The organism is Enterococcus sp. 4G2_DIV0659 (assembly GCF_002140715.2).
GTDB classification, from domain to species: Bacteria; Bacillota; Bacilli; order Lactobacillales; family Enterococcaceae; genus Enterococcus_L; species Enterococcus_L mansonii.
The window spans coordinates 151,118-176,923 of sequence record NZ_NGLE02000001.1; the positions used below are offsets into that span (position 1 = coordinate 151,118).

The window sequence follows — 25,806 nt, forward strand, 5'->3', positions numbered from 1 at the left end:
TTTCCTATCCTTTAATATCCTAAATGAACGACTGGCACTTTAGCTCTAGACGTTTTTTGTGTCCATGTAATTGCCTATTCTTTTCATTGCTTCTTTGAGAATCTCAAAATCTGCAGCATAACTGATTCGAACATAGCCTTGTGCTTCCTTGCCAAACGCAATACCTGGGATAATTGCCACTGCTTGTTTTTGAGCTAAGTCCACGCAGAATTTCATTGAATCTGTTTCGTAATCACTTGGAATTTTAGCAAAAATATAAAAAGCTCCGTTGGGACGAGCAACTTCAAAGCCGAAACTTGTCATTTGTTCATAAACAAAGTCTCGACGTTTACGATATTCTTCTTTCATTATTGCTGCATCATTTATCCCTTCCACCAATGCTCTGACAGCGGCTTTTTGTGAAATCGTGGACGCCGCTGTCACTAAGTATTGGTGTACTTTAATAATCTCAGCAATCAAAGGCTGTGGTCCAAAAATAAACCCAATACGCCATCCTGTCATTGCATGAGATTTGGATAACCCATTAATCAAAATTGTTTGCTCAGGGATAAACTCAGCGATTGATACATGTTGCTCATCGTAAGTCAGTTCACTATATATTTCATCACTTATTACAAAAATCGAGTATTTCTTTAATACCTCTGCAATCGCTTTGACTTCTTCACGATTATAGGTCACTCCAGTGGGATTACTTGGATAGTTTAAAATAATCGCCTTCACTTTTTCTCCATGTTCAAACATAGCTGCTTCAATCATATCAGGCGTTAAAACGAACTGATTAGCTCGAGTATCAATATAAACCGGCTCAGCTTGTGCTAACGTAATTACTGGTTCATATCCAGGATAAATAGGTGCTGGCATCAACACTTTATCTCCTGGTTCCAAAATAGATAATAAACTAGCTGAAATTGCTTCAGTAGCTCCAACAGTGACCAAAACTTCCGATGTTGGTTTGTAGCTTACACCATATTTTTCCTTCATGAAAAATGTTGCTGCTTCACGAAGATCTGTTAAACCTGACATGCCAGAATAATGAGAAAAATTTGCATTAATGGCATCATGTGCGGCTGTTTTTACATGCTCTGGCGTATTAAAATCCGGCTCTCCTAAAGTTAGTTTGATGATTCCTTCAATATCTGTCACTTGTTCGTCAAACTGGCGAATCATCGATACTGCAATTTTGTCTACTTGTTTATTAAATCGTTTCGTCAAATCCATGTAAGCCACTCCTTTTGCTCTAATCGTCCGATAACACCTAACTGTTAAACGGGTGCCTCTTCTGACTTAACTTCTTTTACTTAATGGATTTATGATATCATAATCCGCGAAAAAATGAAATTTGTATTTAAAAACTATTTATTTTCTCTTCAAATACACAGATAAAACTTGCGAAATAAGATTCACTTCTTTATAGTTAAAAGAAAATGATTTGTAAAATAGTACAAAAATCCCCTCTAGGAGGTACACTGATGAAAGGAATAAGAACTATCATCCCCTATATTCCAGGAGAACAACCGAATTATCCAACCATGATAAAATTAAATACAAATGAGAATCCTTACCCGCCTTCACCAAAAATAGAAGCTATATTAAAAAGTTTCAATTCTGAACAATTAAAACGATACAGTTCTACTGATAACCTTTCTTTAAAAAAATCTCTGGCTTTTAAACATGGTGTCACTCCAGAATATTTTCTAATTGGAAATGGCTCAGATGAAGTGCTTGCATTTTGTTTTATGGCGTTTTTCAATAGTTCAGAACCTATTTTATTTCCAGATATTACGTATGGTTTTTACAAAGTCTGGGCGGATTTATTTCATATTCCCTTTCAGGAAATACCTCTTAATAATGCATATCAAATAAACATTGATGACTACATCCAGCCAAACGGCGGCATCGTCATCGCAAACCCGAATGCTCCAACTAGTTTAATCAAACCTCTCAGTGAAATCGAAGAATTAATTCGTCAAAATCCTGATGTAATGGTGATTATTGATGAAGCCTATATTGATTTTGGCGGCGAATCCGCTCTGTCCCTTTTGGAGTCATACCCAAATCTGGTCATTATTCGAACACTTTCTAAATCTCGTTCGTTGGCTGGTTTACGAGTTGGCTATGCCATAGGTCAGCCAAAATATATTCGTATCGCTGAAAGTATCAAGTCCTCCTTTAATCCTTATTCAGTTGATTCCTTAGCTGAAACCTTAGCAACTGCAGCAATTGAAGATGAAAAGTATTATACTGAAACGATAGAAAAGATTTGTAAAACAAGAGACTGGTTTTCACAAAGTATTGCTCATTTAGGCTTTCAGTCTTTTACTTCTAAAACAAATTTTATTTTAACAACCCATTCTAAATTGAGTATGGAAGACTTGTATCACTATTTGGAAAAGCAAGATATTTTCGTACGATATTTCCCCAAAATTGAACGACTGAGAAATTATTTAAGAATCTCAATTGGGTCACAAGAAGAAATGAATGAGGTGTATCAGAAATTAGCTCATTACGTGGAAAGTAATAGAACGAAAGCATAAAAAGATAGTATTCATATTTAGAGCAAAGGAACCATGTATTGGGATGTCGTATCTTGAAATCAAAAAAACGGTAAGGTCAAAAGCCACCTCTTGGGAAACATGCTTTTGACCTTACCACTCTAAATTTAAAGTGTTAAAATAATTGTTTTAATTCGTTGATAAAAAATTTGCCAATTTTACTGATTGGTTTATTCTTTTGATAAAGCACGCAAATTTTGTTCTTTGTGCTTTCAGCTAATGGTACTAAACGAATCTCTTTCTTGGTAAACCCTGTCACAACACCCGAACCAGATGCATAGGCGTCGGTTTCAACTAATAAATTCATCAATGTCCCACGATCATTGGTGTAAATCACCGTTTCTTGCTCCTGATTTTCAATTAAATCCTCAGAAAAATAAGCAAAATTACTTCCTTCTTGTGTAAAACGAACTTGGGGATAACAACAAAGCTGTTCCAACTGAATTTCTTTTTGCTTCGCAAGCGGATGTTCTTTTCCAAGGAAAATATGGGTGTTAAAACTACCAACAACATCATAGGTCAAATTTGCTTGTTCTAAATAACGCTCTATCCCAGATTGATTTTGACTATTTAAATAAATGATTCCAAGTTCACTGTGATAGCTTTTCACATCTTCAATTACTTTTAATGTTGTTGTTTCAAATACACGGAAATTTTTATATTGTTCCTTAAATTGCTGGATCACTTTCCCCATCACTTCACCTAAAAAATCATAATGTTGAGAGGAGATAGAAAAACGCTCACTGGTTGTGATTTCTTGGTAACGATTTTCAATAATTTCCATTTGAGTCAAAATTTTTTCCGCATGTTCTAAAAAAGTCAATCCCTCTTCGGTCAAAGAAGCACCTTTATTGGTTCGAATAAATAAAGTAACTCCGATTTCTTCTTCGAGCTCACGAATACCATTGGACAAACTTGGTTGTGTGATAAACAGTTTCTTTGCTGCTTCACGAAAACTGCCATTATTCGCAACGGCTACAACATATTTCATCTGTTGAATATTCATACGCGTCCTCCAGTTTACTCAGAAAAATAGACTTTGCGTCCATTAAGTGGTTGAACTGGACGATTATTGAATGGCAACATTCCTTCATGGATTCGTTGAAAAAAATCCTGATCCATGTTCTGAACAGAATCAAACACAAACCAATGAACAGGTCCTTTTGTTGGTGGTGTTGTTAGTGAACCTAAATAATGAAAATGAGACTTTTGTTCTGGTAAAAAAATTGACGGATCAAACCATTGCTGATGGGTTTGTGAATTCCAAACAAACGCTGCTTGCTCTTTTGAAAACTTGTTTTCTTCTGTACCAATCGTAAAAAGACAGCCCACAACTAAGTTATCACCAGAATTATTCATATGAACAAGATGAAATTCAAGTGGACAATGTTCTCCGTCAAACGTATGCTCACTTGGTGTATGGAAATGGATATCGGTTAAATAATATTTTTCATCTTCAAAAACAATATAACTTTCTGTATTTGGCGGAACAAAATGAAAGGTATTCTTAAATTCTTTTTCAGTAAATTCTTCATTTTTATAACAAAAAGTAATGGCTCGATCTTCTGATACGCCATTCACTAAGTCTTTTGATAGATTGATCGGTGATTGATACGGATATTTTGCTCCTAGTGAAAACCAATCACATAACGTATGCCAATGTTCAGGACCACGATCTCCCGTATAGCCCCATTCTACATCCATATTTCTAATATTTTTCATCAAACCCCACCTTTTCAAACTGATTTTATCATTTGAATAACTGTATACTAATTATGATTATCAGTCAATTTTTAAAATTGACTTTTCAACAACCTTCGATAATCAAAGTATAACATATTAGATAAAATTGATATATTAAGAAAAGACATGACTCATAAAAAAAATCATGTCTTTTCTCCTATTTAATTACTAGTCCAATTCTCAGGATCTTTTTTCCAGTTTTTAATAAATCAACATCGGTTTCTTCAATGTAATTTGATTCTAAAGCAGCATCAATCAATGTCGAATAGTTTGTTAAAGTGATTAAATCCATTTTATTCGCTTCAAAAGCTTCTTTTCCTTTTGGTAATTCATAGGTGAAAATAGCCGCTACACCTAAAACATCTGCACCTTCACGTTTTGCCGCATCACTTGCTTCTAACACACTTCCACCTGTTGAAATCAAGTCTTCGATGACAACCATTTTTTGTCCTTTGGCAATGCGTCCTTCGATTTGATTGCCTTTTCCATGTTCTTTCGCTTTACTACGAATATAAACCATAGGTAAGTCCAGTAAATCGGCAACCCAAGCCGCATGCGGAATGCCTGCTGTTGCAGTTCCAGCAATGACTTCTACATCTGGATAAGCTTCTTTAATTTTTTCAGCTAACCCTTTAGCAATTTCTTTACGTACTTTTGGATAACTCATAGTGATACGATTATCACAATAGATTGGGCTTTTAATTCCACTAGCCCATGTAAAAGGATCATTTGGACTTAAAAATACAGCTTCAATTTCGAGTAAATCTTTGGCAATGTTATTGGCTAATTCTGTCATTTATTTTCCCCACTCCATTCTTTTTTGACTGTTGTGTACGCTTGATAAGGATCACTTGCTTGAGTAATTGGTCGTCCGACAACAATATAGGTTGAGCCAATTGTTCTTGCATCATTTGGCGTTACTACTCGTTTTTGATCGCCAACATCGCTTCCGCTTGGTCGAATCCCTGGTGTTAAACAGACAAAGTGCTCATTTGTTGTGTTGCGAATCTCTTCTACTTCTAACGCTGAGCAGACAACTCCTGCTAATCCAGCCTGTTCTGCACATTTTGCATAGTGGCGTACACTTTCTTTTAAAGAAACATTAATCAATTGATCATGATGCATTTGTGTTTCACTTGTCGATGTAAGTTGTGTCACAGCAATCAATACAGGGGGATTTTCTCCTGGATTCGTTCCTTTTTCTAATCCTGCCTTCGCAGCTTCCATCATTTGAATCCCGCCTGCTGCATGAACATTTGTTATCTCTACCCCAAGTTTTGCTATACCTGTCATCGCTTTTTCCACGGTATTTGGAATATCATGTAGTTTTAAATCAAGAAAAATAGAATGACCTAACTCTTTTAACCATCGAACAATTTCAGGTCCTTCTTGATAAAACAATTCCATTCCTACTTTGACAAATAATGATTCTTCACTTGGAAACTTCACTAAAAAACTTTCTACTTCTTCTCGTGAAGAAAAATCTAATGCGATAATTGGTCGTAGACTCATTGATTTCTTCCCTCTCTGACTTCTTTGATTAATTGTTCTAGTGATTCGATACCAAGCTCTGCCATTCTTTGAGGTAAAGCATCAATCAGTTTAGGACAAATATATGGATCAGTAAAGTTGGCAGTTCCAACACCAACTGCACTTGCACCAGCCATAAACATTTCCAACACATCATCTACTGTTTGGACACCGCCCATTCCAATAATCGGTAATTTAGATATTTGGGCAACCTGATGTATCAAACGAATAGCTACTGGTTTGATTGCAGGACCAGATAAGCCTCCTGTTTGATTGGCTAAAATAGGGCGACGTGTTTTTAAGTCAATACGCATGCCTAATAATGTATTAATCATTGAAAAACCATCTGCTCCTCCAGCCTCAATCGCTTGTGCAATCGGCACGATATCTGTTACATTTGGCGATAATTTTACATAAATCGGCACGTTAGACACTTTTTTGACAGCCTGTGTCAATTGAAAAGCCACATCTGGATCCGTTCCAAAAGCTATGCCTCCATGTTTTACATTAGGACATGAGATATTCAATTCGATGGCTGTGACATTTTTCGCATCGCCGATTCTACGACAAACCTCCACGTAGTCCTCTTCACAAGCACCAGCGACGTTAGCAATAATTGGCAAATCGTAGGCTTCTAAGGCAGGGAGTTTTTTATTCATAACCACATCTAAGCCAGGGTTTTGAAGTCCGATGGCATTGAGCATCCCGCTCGGTGTTTCTGCCACTCTTGGTGTTTCATTACCAAAGCGTGCTTGAGGCGTTGTTGCTTTGACCATAATCGACCCTAACTTACTTAGATCATAGTACTTAGCGTACTCCTCTCCAAATCCAAAACACCCACTAGCTGGAATGATTGGATTTTTTAGTGTTAATCCAGGGATCGACACTGCTAAAGGATTCGTCATCATAGAATTACCTCACTTGCTCTAAATATCGGACCTTCATCACATACTTTGACACTTTTTGTGCCTGTTTCATCATTGGGCACATGACATACACATGCATAACAAGCCCCCATGCCGCAAGCCATCCGCTGTTCCATGGAAAGAAAAACATTAGGATTTTCAGAAAAAACTTGTGCAACCATTTTTAACATCCCATTTGCGCCACAAGCATACACTGCATCAGGTTGCTCTTCTTTTAGTGCATCCAACAACAAATTTCCAACATTGCCTTTTACGCCAAATGAACCGTCATCTGTGGCAAATCGGGTATCGCCTAATGCTAAAAATTCCTCTTGGAAATAGGCAACTTCTTTTGAGGCATAGCCAAGAAAGTGAACAACTTCTATCCCTTTTTCCTTCAATTGTTTTGATAGCTCATACATCGGCGGAATACCGATCCCACCACCAATAATATAAGCTTTTTGTCCCACAGATAAACAATTCACATCAAAGCCATTCCCTAAAGGACCCATTACATCTAAGGTATCACCAGCAGATAATTTAGAAAAAACCGCTGTCCCATCTCCCTCCGTTCGGTAGATGATGGTACAAGTCTGAGCTTGTCTATCAATTTGATTCAAACTAATTGGTCTTCTTAACAGCATGTCTTCTCTCGGTACTTTTATATGAATAAATTGACCTGGCTTTTCCATCTCGTTAACTAACTGACCTGTTAAAGTCATTTTAAAGATTCTAGGAGCCAATTTTTGTTGAGAAACGATCGTCATTATTTCTTGCTTCATCTTCCTACTCCTTTACAACATATTGTAGCAAAGAGGGGAAGCAACAAGATATATCCCCTCTCGGTTAAATTTAGATAGCTTCCGTTGAAAATGCTCTTGATTCCAAAACGGTTAAGATTGCTTCTGCCGTATCTAGTGATGTAAATAAAGGCACACCATGTTCAACAGCCTCACGTCGAATCAAGAAACCATCTTGATTTAGATCTGAGCGATTTTTATCCATCGTGTTGACAACTAACTGGGCTTCCCCTGAACGGATCAAGTCCAGAACTGTTTCTTTACCTCCCTGATGGATTTTGTCCACCGTTTTAACTAATAAACCATTCTTTTCCAAATATTGTGCTGTTCCTTTTGTAGCAATCAAGCTATAACCAATTTCCTTGAAACGTTTTGCTAATTCTAAAGCTTCTGCTTTTGTTTCATCTGCTATGGTAAATAGCACGGAACCAAAACTCGGCAAGTGTAAACCTGATGCTTCAAATGCCTTATACAGCGCTTTTTCCAAACTATAGTCAGACCCCATCACTTCACCTGTTGATTTCATTTCTGGGCCTAAATAGGTGTCAACTTTTTGCAATTTAGTAAAGGAAAAGACTGGTGCTTTGATATGGACTTGCCGGCTTTCAGGGTACAAACCATCTTGATAATCAAGTTCCTTTAGTTTTTGCCCAAGAATCGCTTTCGTTGCTACTTGTGCCATTGGAATACCTGTTATTTTACTTAAAAACGGAACGGTTCGGCTTGCTCGTGGATTCACTTCGATGACGTAAACTTTTTCTTCATGGATGACAAACTGGATATTCATCATACCGATACAATTTAGCCCTAATGCTAATTTTTTTGTATAATCAGCAATCGTATTTTGTATCTCTTGTGATAATGTCTGTGGTGGGTAAACAGCCATTGAATCGCCTGAATGAACACCTGCTCGCTCAATATGCTCCATGATACCAGGAATCAAAACAGTCTCCCCATCGCAAATCGCATCTACTTCACATTCTTTTCCCAACAAATATCTGTCCACTAAAACAGGATGTTCTGGAGAAGCCTTTACGGCATTATACATATAGTCTTCTAAGTCTTTTTGATTTTCTACAATTTCCATTGCACGTCCGCCAAGTACATAGCTTGGTCGTACTAATACGGGATAACCGATTTTATTTGCCACAGCTACAGCTTCTTCAGCACTGGTTGCTGTATCGCCAAGTGGCTGTGGAATAGCCAACTCTTGTAATGCCTGTTCAAATAGATTTCGATTTTCCGCGCGATCCAAATCTTCAATAGACGTCCCTAAGATTTTAACTCCTGCTTTTGCCAACGGTTCAGCTAAGTTAATTGCCGTCTGACCACCAAACTGAACAATAACGCCTGTTGGTTGTTCCAGTTCAATCACATTCATTACATCTTCTAACGTCAGCGGCTCAAAATACAGTTTATCTGAAATCGAAAAGTCTGTTGAAACTGTTTCAGGATTGCTATTCATAATAATTGCTTCAAAGCCTGCTTCTTGAATTGCTTTTACTGAATGAACAGTCGCATAGTCAAATTCGACACCTTGACCGATTCTAATCGGCCCCGAACCAAGAACAAGAACAGATGGTTTTTCAGAACGAACACTTTCGTTTTCAAATTCATACGTACTATAAAAGTATGGTGTTTGCGACTCAAACTCAGCAGCACAGGTATCAACCATTTTATATACTGGAATAATCTTTTGTTCTTGCCGATATTTTTTGACTTCTTGTTCATTTAACTGCCATAGTTCAGCGATTTTCCGATCGGTAAAACCATTTTGTTTCGCCTCTTTTAGCAATCCATCATCTTTGATATTTTCTTTTAATTCGTTTTCAAGTTCAACAATATGAAGTAATTTATCTAGGAAAAACAAATCGATTTTAGTTAACTGCGCCAACTCTTCAATTGGGTAGCCTCGGCGAATTGCTTCAGAGAGATAAAAGAGACGATCATCTTGAGCTTTCACCATTTTTTCTGTTAATAACTCATCACTCACCGCTTGTAATTCTTTTAATTCATTATGATAAGCACCAATTTCAAGTGAACGGATCGCTTTTAATAACGATTCTTCAATGTTTCGACCGATTGCCATTACTTCTCCAGTTGCCTTCATTTGTGTACCTAAACGGCGTTCGCCTTTTTCAAATTTATCAAATGGCCAACGTGGAATTTTCGCTACTACATAATCTAAGGCTGGTTCAAACTCGGCATACGTAGTTTCTGTTACAGGGTTTTTCATTTCATCCAACGTTAACCCTACAGCAATTTTTGCGGCTAATTTGGCGATAGGATAGCCTGTTGCTTTACTTGCTAATGCGGATGATCGGGAAACACGAGGATTTACTTCAATCACATAATAATTGAAACTATGTGGGTCAAGCGCTAACTGAACGTTACAGCCGCCTTCTATTTTTAATGCTCTAATAATTTTAAGTGACGCATCACGTAACAGTTGGTATTCATGGTCAGATAATGTTTGACTTGGAGCAAAAACAATCGAGTCCCCAGTATGGATGCCTACAGGATCAAAATTTTCCATATTGCAGACAACAATCGCATTATCTGCTGAATCTCGCATCACTTCATATTCAATTTCTTTAAAACCGGCAATACTTTTTTCAATCAAGCATTGAGTTACGGGCGATAATTTCAAGCCATTTTCAGCGACGATCCGAAGCTCTTCTTCATTGTCACACATGCCTCCACCTGTTCCGCCTAAAGTAAACGCTGGACGAACGATGATTGGATAACCAATGGTATTGGCAAACTCAACTGCTTGTTCTACAGTATTTACGATCTCACTTTCTGGTATTGGCTGATCCAACTCTTCCATTAATTGTTTGAATAAATCTCTGTCTTCCGCTTGATCAATCGCACTTAACTTTGTTCCTAATAATTCAATTTTTAGTTCATCTAGAATACCTGAACTGGCTAATTCCATAGCCATATTCAACCCAGTTTGACCACCTAGCGTCGGCAGTATCGCATCTGGACATTCTTTTCTTAAAATACGGGAAACAAATTCTAATGTAATAGGTTCAATATAGACTTGATCAGCAATTTCTTTATCTGTCATAATTGTAGCAGGATTTGAATTGACTAGAACGACTTCATATCCTTCTTCCTTTAAAGCAAGACATGCTTGCGTACCTGCGTAGTCAAATTCTGCGGCTTGACCGATAATAATTGGTCCTGAACCGATAACCATAATTTTCTTGATATCTGTTCTTTTTGGCATTAGTCTTGCTCCTTCCATGCATCCATTAATTCCATAAATTCATCAAACAAGTGAAGGCCATCATGAGGACCTGGAGCTGCATCCGGGTGGTATTGAACCGTAAAAGCTGGATATTTACGGTGTCTAACACCCTCAACTGAACCATCGTTTACTTCCACATGAGTCACAATCAATTTTTCCGGATCAACTGTTGTTTCATCAACCGCAAACCCATGATTCTGCGATGTAAAATCAATTCGTCCAGTGGCAATTTCACGAACAGGATGATTTAGTCCACGGTGACCAAATCTCATCTTATACGTATCTGCGTCATTTGCCAGAGCAAACAGTTGATGACCTAAACATATGCCAAAAATCGGAACCTTTCCTTGAATCTTTTGAATCATGTCAATTGCTTCTGGTACATCTTTAGGATCTCCAGGCCCATTTGTCAGCATAACTCCATCAGGGGAAAGCTCTAAAATCGTTTCAGCATCTGTGTTGTAAGGTAAAACGGTCAGATTGCAGTTGCGTTTGGTTAATTCACGTAAGATACTATGTTTTAAACCAAAATCAACGACCACTACGTTACGACCAATTCCAGGACTTGGATAAGGCTTAGTTGTTGACACTTGAGCCACTTGATTTTTGGGCAAAACAGTCGCCTTTAATTGATCAAATGCATGCGCCAGATCGTCGCCTTCATCAATAAAACCAGCTTTCATCGTCCCTACAGAGCGCAGCTTTCTCGTCAAAGCACGAGTATCGATTCCAGATATCCCAGGAATCCCTTTTCTTTTTAAAAATTCATCTAATGTCATTTGCGCTCGCCAATTTGAGGCTAGACGAGCATGTTCTTTAACAATTACACCTTTACAGGTAGGAGAAATAGATTCATAATCATCGCGATTGACACCATAATTGCCAACCATCGGATAAGTAAATGTAATGATTTGACCATTAAAACTTTGGTCTGTGATCGTTTCTTGATAACCAGTCATGCTTGTTGTAAAAACAACTTCACCAACCACATCCACTGCTGCACCAAATGCTTTTCCTTCAAAAACGGTTCCGTCTTCTAGTATCAATAATCGCTTCAAATTTATGCATCTCCCTTAGACCAAGCTGATTGTCCATCAACAAAAGTCATTAGTGTATTTCCTTTGACCTTCCAACCAACAAACGGTGTGTTTACTCCTTGTGATTCAAACTCTTTATCGTCAATCAATTCTTCTGCCGACAAGTCAAAAACAGCAATATCTGCTGGACTGCCTATTGTTAATGTCCCTGCATCTAGACCAAAAATTTCTGCTGGCTTCGTTGCCATCCAGTCGATCACTTGTTCAAGCGTAAATTTACCTGTTTCGACAAAGTGCGTGTAAATTAATTGAAAAGCTGTTTCGCTTCCTACGATACCAAAAGGTGCTTTTAGGAAGGTTTGATTCTTTTCTTCTAATCCATGTGGGGCATGATCTGTTGCAATACAATCAATAGTTCCGTCCAATAATCCTTCGATCAATGCTTCTCTATCTTCTGTTGCACGTAGTGGCGGATTCATTTTCCAAAATCCATTGTCTTCTGGAATATTTTCATCGATTAAAATCAAGTGATGAGGGGCAACTTCCGCGGTTACATGAACGCCAGCACGCTTAGCATCACGAATCACACGTACACTTTCTTTAGTTGAGACATGACAGACATGGTAGTGAACGCCTGTTTCGCCTGCTAAAATAACGTCACGAGCAATCTGTGACGCTTCTGTAGAACTCAAAATCCCTGGAAGTCCTAATTTTTTAGAAACTTCTCCTTCATGCATCACACCATCAAATAACAATGACTCATCTTCTGTGTGGGCAACAATCGCCATGTTTAAGGCTGCAGCTTCTTTCATCGCAAGATACATCGTTCCTGCTGTTTGTACGCCTACTCCATCATTTGTAAAGGCAAAAGCCCCCACTTCTTTTAAAGCTTTTTGATTTGTTAATTTTTCACTACGAAGCTCTTCTGTGATTGGAGCGTACTGTAATACTTTTACTACAGCATTTTTTTGAATGATATCGTAGACTTCTTTTAATTTATCCGCAGTATCGGGTACAGGGTTTAAATTAGGCATTGCACAAACCGTTGTGTATCCTCCTCTAGCAGCAGATTTACTGCCAGTTTCAATCGTTTCTTTGTAAGTAAAGCCTGGTTCTCTTAGATGAACATGAACATCAACTAATCCTGGAGTAATTAATTGTCCTTTTGCATCGTAGACTTTTTCAAACATTTTCTCGTCAAAAGACTCACCGATTGCTTTGATCTTTCCATGTTCAATCCAGATTTCTGCTGGGATTAATTGATTGTCCTTTTTTACGATTTTTCCATTTTTGATAAGAGTTTTCATGTTGTTCACCTATGCCTTTCCATGTAATACTGCTTCCAAAATTGCCATTCTCATATAAACGCCATTACTCATTTGTTGGATAATTCTTGATTGAATTCCCTCGACTAATGAATCTGCTAGCTCAACATCTCGATTCACAGGAGCAGGATGCATAATGACTGCATGTTTTTGTAATCGTTTTGCCCGTTCCACCGTTAATCCGTATTCTTGATGATATTCTTCTTTTGAAAATAGTTCTGAACCATCATGGCGTTCATGCTGAACACGAAGCAACATCATCACATCGACTGTTTCAACAACTTCATCTAAGGGCATATAATGACCATACGCTTCAAATTGTTTGTCGTACCATTCTTCTGGTCCTGAGAAAAAAATGGTTGCACCAAGACGTTTGAGCATTTGCATATTTGATTTTGCTACCCTAGAATGTGTAATATCTCCAACGATCGCCACTTTTAATCCTTCAAAATACTTAAATTCTTCATAAATTGTCATCAAATCTAGTAAACATTGTGTAGGATGTTGTCCACTACCATCGCCGCCATTAATTATGGAACATTGAATGGTTTTACTTTGAGTCAACTCATCATAATAGTTTTCTTCTCCATGACGAATGACTGCCACATCTACTCCGATTGCCGACATTGTCAGCACTGTATCATAAAGCGTTTCACCTTTTTTGACCGAACTCATACTTTCTTCAAATTCGATCACTTCGATCCCCAGCTTTTTCTCGGCAACGTCAAAACTTTTATGCGTTCGCGTACTGTTTTCAAAAAACAAGTTGGTTGCAAAATATTGTTTTTTTTCAGGTTGCCAAGTTGCTCCTTGCTTAAATTCTTGAGCACGATGAATCAAGCCCATAACTTCCTGATCACTTAATGCTTCTACTGTTAAAAGATGTTTTAAACTGATACGTTCAGATGTGATGATCATGCATTCGTTCCTCCTTATATATATGGGTAACAACGTTTCCACTTCGTTGCACTTTATAGGTTTCAACATCAGCGCATTTCATTTACTGTGTCCAAAAAAAGCTCGTTCAACCTTTTCTCTGAAGAGTTTCCCATTAACGACTACTCAGTCTTTTTCTTCACTTCGTGCTGTTTCGGGTAAAATTAAGTTTAGAATAATACCTAAAACAGTTGCTAAAGCCATTGATGATAGTTCAAATGTATCTACTTTAAAGACCAAGCCGCCGATACCGATGACTAAGATGACAGATGCAATCAGCAGATTCTTTTTCTTATCAAAGTTGATTTGATTGTCGATCAGAATTTTTAATCCGCTTGCTGCGATTACTCCGAATAAAACGAAGCTGATACCAGAGATAACAGGTCCAGGAATACTTAGAATAACTGCACTTAATTTTCCAACGAAGCCAAGTCCTACTGCAAACACTGCTGCTCCTCCGATAACGAAGACACTATGCACTCGGGTAATCGCTAGGACACCAATATTTTCACCATAACTTGTGACAGGTGGTCCTCCAACCAAACCTGCTACGATTTGCGCTGCTCCATCTCCCATCAATGTTTTTGATAAGCCTGGATCTTGGAAAAAGTTGCGCTTCGTTAATTTATTTAAAACCATTAAGTGTCCGATATGTTCCGTCATTGTGACAAACGCGATCGGTGCCATTGTTGTAATTGCGTTTAGATACAATTTCGGCTGATATTGTACAAAAGGTATTTCAAAGTTTGGTCTAGCAAACCAAGCTGCGTTTTTAATTGGCTCAACATCTACAATTCCAAATGCCAGTGCAACCAGATAGCCGCTGACAATTCCTAACAAAATCGGAATCAAACCTAGAAAACCTTTGAAAAACATGTTGTAAAAGATTGTTAGACCTAAAGTGATTAACGCAACTGCAATAAATTTGAAATCATATTCGCCATTATTGAACATGGCATTATTTGAAGCATTTGCAGCAAGTCCCAAACCTATAACCATCACAACTGGACCTACAACAATTGGCGGTAAAATTTTATCCAGCCATGCTGAACCAATTTTGCTGATGATAATCGACACAATCAAGTAAACTAACCCTGTTGTTATTGCCCCTTGAGCGATTGCAGGATAACCATCACTTTTCATCAACATTTGCATCGCTGCAATAAAAGCGAAACTACTGCCCAGATACGCTGGAATTTTTCCTTTTGTTGTAAATAAGTACACCATTGTCCCAAGACCCGAGCTGACTAATGCTATCCCAGGGTCAATACCCACTAATATCGGAACTAAAACAGTTGCACCAAACATGGTGAATAAATGCTGTAAACTTAAGCCAATCCAATGCGCTGTTTTTGGTCTGTCGTGAATATCTAAAACGGCTTCTTCATTGCGAAATTTTTTTTCTGTCATTTCAACCTACCCTATCTCTACTATTTATTTTTCTATTCTTCAGTACTTGCAATCAAGATTCGATCCACACCATCTTTTTCCTCTACTTCAACAATGATTTCCTCTGCCATTGAAGTTGGGATATTTTTACCCACATAATCCGCGCGAATCGGAAGTTCTCGATGTCCTCTATCTACTAAAACAGCTAATGAAATCTTTCTTGGTCGTCCAAGATCCATCACAGCATCCATAGCTGCTCGAATCGTTCGTCCTGTAAAGAGCACATCATCAATCAAAATCACTTCTTTGCCCTCCAAAGATACTGGAATATCTGACGAATGTAGCTCTGGTTCTTCCAATGAGCGTTTTTTCATTGATTGACCGTCCATGTCATCTCGGTATAAAGTGATATCTAGTTCACCAACAGGAACGTCCGTATTTTCCAACTGCTTCAAACGCTCCGCAATCCGTTGAGCGATGTATATACCGCGTGTTTTGATTCCAACTAAAACAATATCTTGGATTCCTTTGTTTCTTTCGATAATTTCATACGTGATTCTTGTTAGTGCTCGTTTCATCGTTACTGCATCAACGACTTCTTTTCTTTGCATTTTTTTCTCCTCCTGAAATATTTTTCTTTTACCTCATGAGCTTCCTGTTTCAGCGTTTAAGGCCAGACGCTTGCTCTTTTTCATGTGATAGTAGTGCTTAGGTTTGCCGTTTTCATTAGCTAAAGCTTACGCAACGAGAAACAAAAAATCCTCCCACCCGCGTTCGGATAGGAGGATTGAATTTATCTATACAAAGATACTATTCATTTCACACAGATTTTTTCTAAGCGCACCTAGATATTGTTCTGCATGTTTCCTTCTTAGCCTCACGGGACTACACTTAAAGGATTACTTATTTAATTTTCTTTCTCAAATAGTGTACCTTTTCTTTTGAAATAAATCAATCATTATTTCTTAATTGGTCCAAAGTTTTTTCAAAAAGCTCGGGCAAAGGGGCTTCAAAAACCATCATTTGACCAGTTGTCGGATGTTTAAAGCCTAACATTTCAGCGTGTAAAAATTGTCCCTGCCCTTTTAATGTTTTTCTTGGACCATATAAGGGATCTCCTGCAACAGGATAACCGATATATTTCATGTGTACTCTGATTTGATGGGTGCGGCCTGTTTCTAATTGTAGTTGAACTAATGTGAATCCATCAAATCGTTCTAAAACCTCAAAATGAGTCACTGCAGTTTTTCCACCTTCAATGACCGCTTGCATTTTCCGATCATTCTTTGAACGACCAATAGGAGCATTGATTTCACCTTTATCGTGGGATATTTCCCCATGTACCAAAGCAATATACTTTCTAAGTGAGGTTTTGTCTTTCAATTGTTCAGCTAAGGCAATGTGAGCTCGGTCATTTTTAGCAACCATCAATAGCCCTGAAGTGTCTTTATCAATACGATGAACAATTCCTGGTCGAATAACCCCATTAATCGAAGACAAATCCTTGATATGATACAACAAAGCGTTCACTAAGGTACCATTTTGATGTCCAGCAGAAGGATGGACAACCATCCCTTGAGGTTTATTAACAACAAGTAAGTCATCATCTTCATAAACGATTTCGATAGGAATATTTTCAGCTTGAATGTCTAACTCTTCTGGTTCTGGAACGGCGATAATGATTTCATCATGTTCTTTTACTTTGTAATTTGAACGAGTTACTTCTCCATTCACTCTTACATTCTCTTCTTTTAACCATTGCTGAATTTGCGAACGAGAGTGCGCTTTCAGCAGGTCACTTAGGACTTTGTCAATGCGTCCTTTTTCTTGTTTTATTTTTACATTAATTTGTTCCATTTTTTCCATCCTTCGCTGCTTTTTCTTCTAAAATCAAATAAATAAATATACATGCCACACCAATCACTAAAGCTGTATCAGCAACATTGAATATCGGAAAGTTTATAAATTCAGTTTGAAACATATCAACGACAAAACCTAGACGCACACGATCAATAAAATTTCCAATCGCTCCTGCTAAAACTAAACTTAAACCTACAGTAAACCACTTGCTACTGTTAATATTTTTAACTAAAATATATAACACTACAGCTACGACAATAACAGTAATGATATAAAAGAACCACATTTTGCCTTCTAGAAGACTCCAAGCTGCACCAGTATTTCGAATATACGTAAACGATAAGAATCCTGGAATAAATTCTTTTGTTTCTCCTAATTGAATAGATGCAACTGTTACATATTTGACCCATTGATCTAAACCAATCAAAACGGCACTGATAATTAAATAAACTGCTAACAACGGCTTTCATTCCTTCTCTAAATTATTGTATAAATCCCTTGGACGAATAATACCAAGTAAATTCCCATTAGGATCTCCATCTTTTGTAATTAATATTGCTTCTAATCTAAATTGGTTCACAAACATTTCTTCAACTTGAAACACCGTTGTTTCTTTACTGACAAATTGATAATTGCTGCCTTTATAGTTAGTTATTAAAAGTTCAGCTGCCTTTTTACCTTCCAACTGAATATCTCCTTTAGAACTTTCAACAGCTAACCAAATCCCCAAGCCACGAACTGTGATCAATCCTTTGAATAACCCATCATCGTAAATAGGAAATTGTGAATATTGCTTACGTGCCACAATTGCTAAAATATCCTTAATGGAAATAGTTATATCAAACCCTGTTACCTTCTTTGCAAAACGCGGAAGAACTTTTTCAGGGCTGATCAACTCTTTTTCAATGGCATGTATACGGTTGACTGCCCATTCGTTTGGTTCAGCTATCACAAAATCAGTTGAAATTTGTTCATGTACAATTGCATTTCTCAATTGAGCCATTTGTAGTAAGTCATCTTGAAAACGCGGAATATGACTGTCTTTTTTCCTAGATAGTCTACGAACCATTTCGCTAAATCCCATATTCGTTGGATTATTTAATTGTTCGCGAAACCACTTTTCAATACGGTTAAAACTACTTAAAAACTCTGCAGCTCTCTCACCCATTATTTTTTCTCCTTGATTATATAAGCTCTATTCAACATTAAATATAGAAAGATAACATAAGTAACAAGTACTAGTAACACGCCTATTCCTTTCAGCTGCAAAACAGAAATTAAAAACATACTAACAAAGAGTATAACATAACTTAAGATCAGAATTGGATTCATAGTGAGCTCTAGATCAATTATTTTTTCTTGATCAATCACCTTAAAAGGAACACTTTTTAAAAGGAAAAACTTGGCCTGAATCATACATTCGGATTCTTCTACTTCGACTTGTTTTGTTTGATTTTGGCTTAGATAAAACCACTTTTCGTTATTTTTTCTAATCTCGATTGGACTACCCATTCCATAAAATCCTGTATTTCTAGTACAACGAATCTTCATGCCGATCCCTCCTCGAGCTTTGAGCTTTAGTTTAAAGTATATAACAAAAACTAGCCGACTGGAAGAAAGAAGTTGATTTGAATAAAAATAAACTTACTTAGAACAAAAAACAAAAGCCGCTGAAAAGAGACTTTTGTTTTCACATCGATTACTTTATATTAAAACAAACCAATTGCATTACCGTCTTTGTCTACATCCATATTCAACGCAGCCGGCTTTTTTGGTAATCCTGGCATAGTCATCACATCCCCTGTCAAAGCGACGATAAACCCAGCACCGATTTTAGGTACTAGTTCTCGAATCGTAATTGTAAAGTCTTCTGGTCTTCCCAGCTGCTGCGAGTCATCTGATAATGAATACTGTGTTTTGGCCATACAGATTGGCAAGCGGTCCCACCCATACTTTTCAAACGTCGTGATTTGCGCGTTTGCTTTTTTAGAAAATGTAACGTTTTTCCCACCATAAATCGTTGTGACGATTGCTTTGATTTTCTCTTCCAGATTCATACCTAATTGATAAATACTTTTAAAATCGGCTGTTTGTTCTTCGACGACTTGCACTACACGCTTGGCAAGAGCTTCACCGCCCTCAGCGCCTTTTTCCCATACACTTGTCAACTCAACAGGAACTCCAATGGTTTCACACAATTCGCGTAACGTACCGATTTCGTTTTCCGTATCACTGACAAATTCATTGATTGCCACTACAACAGGCAAGCCATACTTTTTCATGTTTTCAATATGCTTTTGTAAATTGCCAAACCCTTTAATCAAAGCTGAGATATTTTCTTTATTCAGCTCTTCCTTATTCATCCCGCCATGCATTTTAAGAGCACGAACCGTTGCAACAATCACAACTGCATCAGGCGCTTTTTTTAGGTTAGGAACCTTGATATCAAGAAATTTTTCAGCCCCTAAATCAGCACCAAAACCCGCTTCTGTTACAACATAATCCCCAAGTTGTAGAGCTGTTTTAGTTGCTAAAATACTATTACAACCATGAGCAATGTTTGCGAATGGACCTCCATGTACAAATGCTGCTGTTCCATAAATAGTTTGCACTAAATTAGGTTTAATTGCCTCTTTTAGTAATAAAGTCAATGCTCCTTGAACACCCAAATCCCCAACAGTAACTGGCTCTTTTTCAAACGTATAACCAACAACAATATTGCCTAATCGAAACTTGAGGTCTTCTAAGTCAGAGGCTAAACATAAAATAGCCATGATTTCACTAGCAACTGTGATATCAAAACCATCTTCTCTTGGAACACCTTGAATAGGTCCGCCTAATCCAATGATTATTTGACGGAGCTCACGATCATTCAAATCCAACACACGTTTCCAAATAACTCGTCTAGAATCAATCCCTAATTCATTTCCCTGTTGAATATGATTATCCAATAATGCGGAAAGAGCATTATTTGCGGTAGTAATCGCATGCATGTCACCAGTAAAATGTAAATTAATGTCTTCCATTGGTAAAACTTGGGCATATCCTCCCCCTGTTGCACCTCCTTTGATCCCCATCACAGGACCTAATGAAGGCTCACGTAAAGCAATAATTGTTTTCTTGCCAATACGATTCATGGCGTCTCCTAAACCGATTGTTACAGTAGATTTACCTTCTCCTGCTGGTGTGGGATTAATAGATGTAACTAATATTAATTTTCCTTCTTGCTTTTCATTCAAACATTGCATTGTAGAAACATTAATTTTGGCTTTATATTTGCCATACAATTCCAGAGCTTCTTCCGTTAAACCGATCGATTGCGCTACTTTATCGATGGGTAATAACACTACTTCTTGTGAAATCTCTATATCCGTCTTCATCAAATGCCCCTTTTCCCGAACTTTAATCTTCTTTTTTTAATTTTCGTTAAGTTATTACCTATTATACCTCTTATTTATTTCTGTTTCCATCTAAAAAAATGAATTTTCCCAAAAGTTTGACGGTTTTCTTTTTTCACTTTATAATGATCCTAGACTTTATAAAATAAAGGAGCGTGATTTGAATGGAAAAAGGGTTCGTCAAGTGGTTCGATAATCGAAAAGGTTACGGTTTTATTGTTTATAATGAAGACGAGGAAATCTTTGTTCATTTCACAGCAATTGAAGAAGATGGCTTCAAGACATTGGAAGAAAATCAGGCGGTAGAATTTAAAGTGATGGAAGGTTCACGTGGCTTACAGGCCGCTCACGTGAAAAAAATATAAAACGCTTCAACATATAAAAATGGTGACGTTAATAAAACTCTTTGAGCTTTATTAACGTCACCAAAATCCGAATCAACGGTGTGAAAAAGTCAGACTCGCCGACAATTTCCTAAAAACCGCACAATGTGTTTTATGCATTGTGCGGTTTTTGACCCATTAACAAGAAACACAACACAGGTACAAGTTAATCTGATTTGTTCCCTACTTAGTGTTTGAGCCTAAACGACTGTTGTCACACCCTCGATTTTTTGAAAGACTCTTAAATTAATAGTGTTTCCCGATTTTAAGGTCAGGGTCATCAATAACTGTTGCGGTAAATGACTTTTTTTGTTTAATAGCTACTATAAACGCCTGTTTATTCTTTTTAGTCATAATAAACAATTGAGAACCTTCTTTAAATTCAGAAGATTTTACTTCAATACATTTTGATCCAACTCGAATCACTTCTATTGCAGACAGTGTTATTTTTTGTCGATTGACAGGTAATAAAGTATGAATGACTAACTGCTCATTTTCTACTATAAAATAACGTTTAAATCCCAATACTACAAAGAAAAAGAAAATGCCTAATACGATATTACTCGTGAGATAAGGACGAGTATGTTCTAATGTTAAAATCAAACTTAAAAATAAAATGCCAAATGTACAAGACCAATAAATTATCGCCGTTGATAATTCTGGTTGCCAATGATAGACTTTTTTCTTCATGTAGCGACCCCTTAATAAAAATTCAGTATGTTATAATAGTAACATACTTCAACTTTGAAAAAAAAGAAAATAAGGAGATATTTATGTTACGAATATATGTCGACGCTGCAACAAAAGGAAATCCAGGTCCTAGCGGAGGTGGAATCGTCATTGTAGGAGAAAATTCACATGAACAGATTCATGTGACACTGGGAAACTGCTCAAATCATGAAGCAGAATTTAAAGTCTTCATAGAAGCTCTTCAATTGGTCATCGAAAAAAAACAAAACAATCAAACAATACTGATCCATTCTGATAGTAAAATAGTTGTGCAAACCATCGAAAAAAAACATGCGAAAAATCCGTCCTTCCAACCTTACTTACATAAATTTCAAGAATTAGAAAACGACTTTCCATTACTATTAGTAAAGTGGGTACCAGAAACTCAAAACAAAGGCGCTGACATGCTTGCTAGACAAGCATTACAAAAGTACCTAAACACCTAGTTTTTTTCTGTCAATCACTGATGGTCAACTCTGCTATCTTCCCTCCAGTCACTCGAAGTATTAAATTAGGATCAAGTTCAATCTGCATGCCACGTTTGCCTGCAGACACAATGATTGTCGGGCATTGCTCCGCTTCTTGTGCGATAAATGTTGGAAATAGCTTTTTCATTCCAATTGGTGAGCAACCACCTCTAATGTACCCTGTTGTTTCTTCTAAATCTCTCAGGTGAAGCATTTCTATCTTTTTATTGCCACTCGCTTGAGCTAATTTTTTTAAATCTAGTTCTTTGTTCCCTGGAATCACTGCCACTACCGGACCTGTTTTATTTCCAACAGTCACAAGTGTTTTGAATATTTTTGAAGGATCAATACCTAATTTTACTGACACACTATCGGCGCTCAGATGGTCCTCACTCCATGCAAATTCATGTTCTTTATACGATATTTTTTGTTGCTCTACAATTCGCATTGCATTTGTTTTTTGGATTTTCTTTTTCTTACCCACTTTTTTACTCACCTCACAATAAGTTTAGCAAAGAATGGCTTGGATGCAAGAAAAATAGACTAATCAGAAGTCTTTTTTCTCGCTCCTAGATTAGTCTACTTGATTTATATAGCTAACGTTTTAAGAATTTCACGTAATTCTGTCACTGGTACCTGACCTGGAGCGGAAGCTTTCTTAGCTGCTCCAAATGTCATTGCTGAACCAAAAACCTCTCCGCACATTCGACTGACCATTCCAAGTTGTCCCATAGACATCGTTACGATTGGACGATCAGCATGTGTCACTTTCATTTCATTTGTTGCTTCTAAAAGAGTCAACACATCGCCAGAAGATTGCGGCATAACTGCAATCTTACAAATATCAGCATTTTTTTCCTGCATCTTGCATAATCTAGAAACAATTTCTTCTCTTGCAGGTGTTTTATCGAAATCATGATTACACATAACGATTTTGATTTCTTTTTGGTGGGCTAAATCAATGGTTTGCTGTACTCGTTTTTCATCCATGAATAATTCAACATCCAATAAATCAATCGCTCCATACTGAATAACTGTTTCATATAGACTAAAATACTGATCATCTGAAAAGTCTAATTCTCCACCTTCTTTTTTTGTTCGGAAGGTTAAAAGCAATGGCTTATCTGACAAGATTTCTGCAATTTTCTTAGACATCGAAGCTGTTGCCATAAAATCTGTAACTTGGTCGAAAAAATCCACACGCCATTCAATCAAATCACAATCAATCGTCAACAAATGCTTCGCTTCGTCTAGTAATTCTACTTCATTTTTCCCAACAAGTGGAACAATTATTTTAGGACTGCCTGATCCTAAAGTAACATTTTTAATAGTGACTGTTTTCATGAGTATAAACTCCTTCATTTTATTTAGATGTGTCGATTGTTTGACGATAACGGATAAAGATAATGACTGCTAAAACAAAACCAATTCCTGCAATCACCGTATCTAATAACATAATACCATGTGGGTCGCTATTAGCGATTTTACCAGAAACTACCGGAATAGCAAAGGATGCAATACTACCGAATGTATAGAAAATCCCAGTAATTGTCCCTTTACCAGCTGGAAACATTTCTCCCATAACAGTTAAACCTAACTGCATTACACCACCTGCTGCAAAGAAACCAACTAAAACAGCACCGATAGTTAAGACTGTAGGTGTCGGGAATAACCACATAGCACTAATTGATAAAAAGGAAGCAAATGTATAGGGCAATACTAAATTAACTGGACGAATTTTAGCTGCAACAACGGCCGTAACACCAACACAAATCAACGATCCTGTTGAATAGTAAGAAACCAATAATTTCGCTGAGTTTTCTGTCATAGAAGCAACTTCTTGTCCATAAAGAGAAATATATTGACTAATCAAATAAAATGTTGCCTGAGAAATAAAACCATAAATAACAAAAGCGACTCCTTCAATATGCATTTTGGGTTTACTTTTGAACGTTGTAACTGGTGCTTGCTCGACTTCTTCGCCTTCTTTTTCAGCTGCTTTATTATCTGAATCAGGGAAAGGCAATTTCAATAAGAATAAAGCATTAACACATAATAATGCTAAACAAACTACAAATGACCATCCAAACCAAAGACCACTACTTCCTAAAAACGCAATAATGAATGGCAAGGCAAATTGTCCGATTTGAACGGCTGCTTTGATCAAGACACTTGCTGTTCCAGCTGTTTTTGGAAAAGATTCCATTAAAGCTGGGTACGTACCAGAATCAAGACATGAATTGGCTATCCCTGCAACAACACCAAACGCCATTGCTACAGGAACACTTGGACTGAACAAGATTCCTGCAAAAAATAAAGCATAAATAAACATTCCTAAATAAACAAATGGTTTACGTCCAAATTTATCTGACAACCAACCAGATATCAAGATAGCTACTAAACGACCGATCCCTAGCATTGCAACAACACCAGAAACTCCTTCAATATTTGTGTGCCATTGGGCCGCCAATGCGTCTTTGTTTTGCATAATGATTAAGACGCCCATCCCGTGAACAATATAGTTAATATACAGCCCTAACGCTGTCGGCATATACTTGTTTTTCATTGTTTTCTCCTCTATCAATAAAGTTCTTTTTAATCTTTAAATAATAATTCGCGAATATAGTCAACCGGCATTTCTTCATCTGTAAAATGTTTGAATGCTTCTGCGCCTTGATAAAGCATCATACCTAAACCATTAATTGTCTTCTTCGCTCCATGTTCTCTGGCAAATTTTAATAATTTGGTTTCTTTTGGAATATAAACAACATCAAAAATAACTAGATCTGGACGAATAACTTCTGGATCATTAATTAAACTTTCTTCTTGTAAAGGTTTCATTCCCACACCCGTAGCATCAATATAAATACTACTTTGGGCAATTGATTCTTTAAATGCTTCTTGATCTGCTAAATCTGTTATCGTTGCTTTACATGTTGTATTTTCGTTGATTTTTTTCACGGTTTCTTGTGCAGTTGCAAAGTGTTGGTCGTTGATATTGAAAATACGAAGTTCTTTTACTCCATCTAATGCTGCTTGAATGGCAATTGCCGTTCCTGCCCCTCCTGCTCCAGTCATCGTTACGATTTGATCTTTCACTTCAACGCCTTCTTCTTTTAACGCGCGCATTGCACCTGTACCATCCGTGATATGACCAACTAGATGACCCTTGCCATCTTTATTGGTCACTGTGTTGACCGCACCAACTAATTTCGCTGCTGGTGATAATTCATCTAAATATGGAATAATTGCTTGTTTATTAGGCATTGAAACATTTGATCCGCGAATTCCTAGCGCCCGAATGCCTTGAACAGCATCTTTCAACTCTTGATTGCCTACTTCAAACGCCATGTACGCATAGTCTAATCCAAGTTTAGCAAAAGCTTCATTATGCATGGTTGGCGATAAACTGTGGCGAATCGGTGTAGCAATTAAACTAATTAATAATGTGTGTCCGTCAATTCTTTCTGTCATTTCAAATTCCCTCACTTTATAT

The 25,806-nt window shown here is 37.2% G+C and carries 25 protein-coding genes and 1 pseudogene; 3 read left to right on the forward strand and 23 right to left on the reverse strand.

The features are described 5' to 3' along the window. Nucleotides 1-45: 45 nt before the first annotated feature. Entirely contained in the window at nucleotides 46-1,218 is a 1,173-nt protein-coding gene (locus A5880_RS00700) for a pyridoxal phosphate-dependent aminotransferase (RefSeq protein ID WP_086330165.1), read from the reverse strand. Between the two features lie 251 nt (nucleotides 1,219-1,469). On the opposite strand from A5880_RS00700, the gene hisC reads away from it, so the two are divergent. Then, the gene (hisC, locus tag A5880_RS00705; RefSeq protein ID WP_086330166.1) at nucleotides 1,470-2,534 is read left to right on the forward strand and encodes a histidinol-phosphate transaminase; all 1,065 of its coding nucleotides are present in this window, start codon (nucleotides 1,470-1,472) and stop codon (nucleotides 2,532-2,534) included. A gap of 133 nt (nucleotides 2,535-2,667) precedes the next feature. Here hisC and A5880_RS00710 read toward each other — a convergent pair whose 3' ends face one another. From A5880_RS00710 to A5880_RS00790, 17 genes and pseudogenes are all read right to left on the reverse strand, one after another. After that, nucleotides 2,668-3,558 (reverse strand): LysR family transcriptional regulator, encoded by an 891-nt coding sequence (locus A5880_RS00710; protein ID WP_086330167.1) that lies wholly within the window; start codon nucleotides 3,556-3,558, stop codon nucleotides 2,668-2,670. A 14-nt stretch (nucleotides 3,559-3,572) separates the two neighbouring features. Beyond that, nucleotides 3,573-4,274: a carbonic anhydrase gene (locus A5880_RS00715; RefSeq protein ID WP_086330168.1), complete on the reverse strand. Its 702-nt coding sequence runs from the start codon at nucleotides 4,272-4,274 to the stop codon at nucleotides 3,573-3,575. A gap of 182 nt (nucleotides 4,275-4,456) precedes the next feature. Further along, nucleotides 4,457-5,091 (reverse strand): annotated as a pseudogene (pyrE, locus tag A5880_RS00720) (orotate phosphoribosyltransferase). Further along, nucleotides 5,088-5,807 carry an orotidine-5'-phosphate decarboxylase gene (gene pyrF / locus A5880_RS00725; RefSeq protein WP_086330170.1) on the reverse strand — a complete coding sequence of 240 codons (720 nt, stop codon included), beginning with the start codon at nucleotides 5,805-5,807 and terminating at the stop codon, nucleotides 5,088-5,090. The pseudogene pyrE and the gene pyrF overlap by 4 nt, the downstream one beginning before the upstream one ends. Further along, nucleotides 5,804-6,733 carry a dihydroorotate dehydrogenase gene (locus A5880_RS00730; protein WP_086330171.1) on the reverse strand — a complete coding sequence of 310 codons (930 nt, stop codon included), beginning with the start codon at nucleotides 6,731-6,733 and terminating at the stop codon, nucleotides 5,804-5,806. The genes pyrF and A5880_RS00730 overlap by 4 nt, the downstream gene beginning before the upstream one ends. Continuing rightward, a complete protein-coding gene (locus tag A5880_RS00735) occupies nucleotides 6,730-7,512 on the reverse strand; it encodes a dihydroorotate dehydrogenase electron transfer subunit (RefSeq protein WP_086330172.1) in 783 nt (260 codons plus the stop codon). Before A5880_RS00735 ends, A5880_RS00730 begins: the two co-directional genes overlap by 4 nt. A gap of 70 nt (nucleotides 7,513-7,582) precedes the next feature. Further along, the gene (gene carB, locus A5880_RS00740) at nucleotides 7,583-10,765 is read right to left on the reverse strand and encodes a carbamoyl-phosphate synthase large subunit (RefSeq protein ID WP_086330173.1); all 3,183 of its coding nucleotides are present in this window, start codon (nucleotides 10,763-10,765) and stop codon (nucleotides 7,583-7,585) included. Next, on the reverse strand, nucleotides 10,765-11,844 hold the full coding sequence (locus A5880_RS00745; protein WP_086330174.1) for a carbamoyl phosphate synthase small subunit: 1,080 nt from the start codon (nucleotides 11,842-11,844) through the stop codon (nucleotides 10,765-10,767). Before A5880_RS00745 ends, carB begins: the two co-directional genes overlap by 1 nt. 2 nt (nucleotides 11,845-11,846) lie before the next feature. Beyond that, nucleotides 11,847-13,130 (reverse strand): dihydroorotase, encoded by a 1,284-nt coding sequence (locus A5880_RS00750; RefSeq protein WP_086330175.1) that lies wholly within the window; start codon nucleotides 13,128-13,130, stop codon nucleotides 11,847-11,849. Between the two features lie 9 nt (nucleotides 13,131-13,139). Continuing rightward, nucleotides 13,140-14,066: an aspartate carbamoyltransferase catalytic subunit gene (locus A5880_RS00755; RefSeq protein WP_086330176.1), complete on the reverse strand. Its 927-nt coding sequence runs from the start codon at nucleotides 14,064-14,066 to the stop codon at nucleotides 13,140-13,142. 144 nt (nucleotides 14,067-14,210) lie between these two features. After that, nucleotides 14,211-15,494: a solute carrier family 23 protein gene (locus A5880_RS00760; protein WP_086330177.1), complete on the reverse strand. Its 1,284-nt coding sequence runs from the start codon at nucleotides 15,492-15,494 to the stop codon at nucleotides 14,211-14,213. Nucleotides 15,495-15,526: 32 nt separating this feature from the next. After that, nucleotides 15,527-16,084, reverse strand: a complete 558-nt coding sequence (pyrR, locus tag A5880_RS00765; protein WP_086330178.1) for a bifunctional pyr operon transcriptional regulator/uracil phosphoribosyltransferase PyrR — start codon at nucleotides 16,082-16,084, stop codon at nucleotides 15,527-15,529. A gap of 340 nt (nucleotides 16,085-16,424) precedes the next feature. Then, nucleotides 16,425-17,330, reverse strand: a complete 906-nt coding sequence (locus A5880_RS00770) for an RluA family pseudouridine synthase (protein ID WP_086330179.1) — start codon at nucleotides 17,328-17,330, stop codon at nucleotides 16,425-16,427. After that, nucleotides 17,317-17,793, reverse strand: a complete 477-nt coding sequence (gene lspA / locus A5880_RS00775) for a signal peptidase II (protein WP_086330180.1) — start codon at nucleotides 17,791-17,793, stop codon at nucleotides 17,317-17,319. The genes A5880_RS00770 and lspA overlap by 14 nt, the downstream gene beginning before the upstream one ends. Before the next feature lie 6 nt (nucleotides 17,794-17,799). Further along, nucleotides 17,800-18,501 carry a CBS domain-containing protein gene (locus A5880_RS00780; protein ID WP_086330181.1) on the reverse strand — a complete coding sequence of 234 codons (702 nt, stop codon included), beginning with the start codon at nucleotides 18,499-18,501 and terminating at the stop codon, nucleotides 17,800-17,802. Next, nucleotides 18,501-18,884, reverse strand: a complete 384-nt coding sequence (locus tag A5880_RS00785; RefSeq protein WP_086330182.1) for a hypothetical protein — start codon at nucleotides 18,882-18,884, stop codon at nucleotides 18,501-18,503. Before A5880_RS00785 ends, A5880_RS00780 begins: the two co-directional genes overlap by 1 nt. A 158-nt stretch (nucleotides 18,885-19,042) precedes the next feature. After that, entirely contained in the window at nucleotides 19,043-20,713 is a 1,671-nt protein-coding gene (locus A5880_RS00790) for a formate--tetrahydrofolate ligase (RefSeq protein WP_086330183.1), read from the reverse strand. A 182-nt stretch (nucleotides 20,714-20,895) separates the two neighbouring features. On the opposite strand from A5880_RS00790, the gene A5880_RS00795 reads away from it, so the two are divergent. Beyond that, the gene (locus A5880_RS00795) at nucleotides 20,896-21,096 is read left to right on the forward strand and encodes a cold-shock protein (RefSeq protein ID WP_086330184.1); all 201 of its coding nucleotides are present in this window, start codon (nucleotides 20,896-20,898) and stop codon (nucleotides 21,094-21,096) included. 264 nt (nucleotides 21,097-21,360) lie between these two features. On the opposite strand, the gene A5880_RS00800 is transcribed toward A5880_RS00795, so the two are convergent. Then, nucleotides 21,361-21,804 (reverse strand): EbsA family protein, encoded by a 444-nt coding sequence (locus A5880_RS00800; protein WP_086330185.1) that lies wholly within the window; start codon nucleotides 21,802-21,804, stop codon nucleotides 21,361-21,363. Between the two features lie 83 nt (nucleotides 21,805-21,887). Between A5880_RS00800 and A5880_RS00805 the strand changes: the two genes are divergently transcribed. After that, nucleotides 21,888-22,289, forward strand: a complete 402-nt coding sequence (locus A5880_RS00805; RefSeq protein ID WP_086330186.1) for a ribonuclease HI family protein — start codon at nucleotides 21,888-21,890, stop codon at nucleotides 22,287-22,289. Nucleotides 22,290-22,299: 10 nt separating this feature from the next. Here A5880_RS00805 and ybaK read toward each other — a convergent pair whose 3' ends face one another. From ybaK to A5880_RS00825, 4 genes are all read right to left on the reverse strand, one after another. After that, the gene (gene ybaK, locus A5880_RS00810) at nucleotides 22,300-22,758 is read right to left on the reverse strand and encodes a Cys-tRNA(Pro) deacylase (protein ID WP_179190400.1); all 459 of its coding nucleotides are present in this window, start codon (nucleotides 22,756-22,758) and stop codon (nucleotides 22,300-22,302) included. 140 nt (nucleotides 22,759-22,898) lie between these two features. Then, complete coding sequence (gene aroD / locus A5880_RS00815; protein ID WP_086330188.1) at nucleotides 22,899-23,654, reverse strand: type I 3-dehydroquinate dehydratase; 756 nt, start codon at nucleotides 23,652-23,654, stop codon at nucleotides 22,899-22,901. 19 nt (nucleotides 23,655-23,673) lie between these two features. After that, nucleotides 23,674-24,876, reverse strand: coding sequence for an MFS transporter (locus A5880_RS00820; protein WP_086330189.1), 1,203 nt, complete (start codon nucleotides 24,874-24,876; stop codon nucleotides 23,674-23,676). Between the two features lie 29 nt (nucleotides 24,877-24,905). Next, nucleotides 24,906-25,784, reverse strand: coding sequence for a shikimate dehydrogenase (locus tag A5880_RS00825; protein ID WP_086330190.1), 879 nt, complete (start codon nucleotides 25,782-25,784; stop codon nucleotides 24,906-24,908). Between the last annotated feature and the right edge of the window lie 22 nt (nucleotides 25,785-25,806).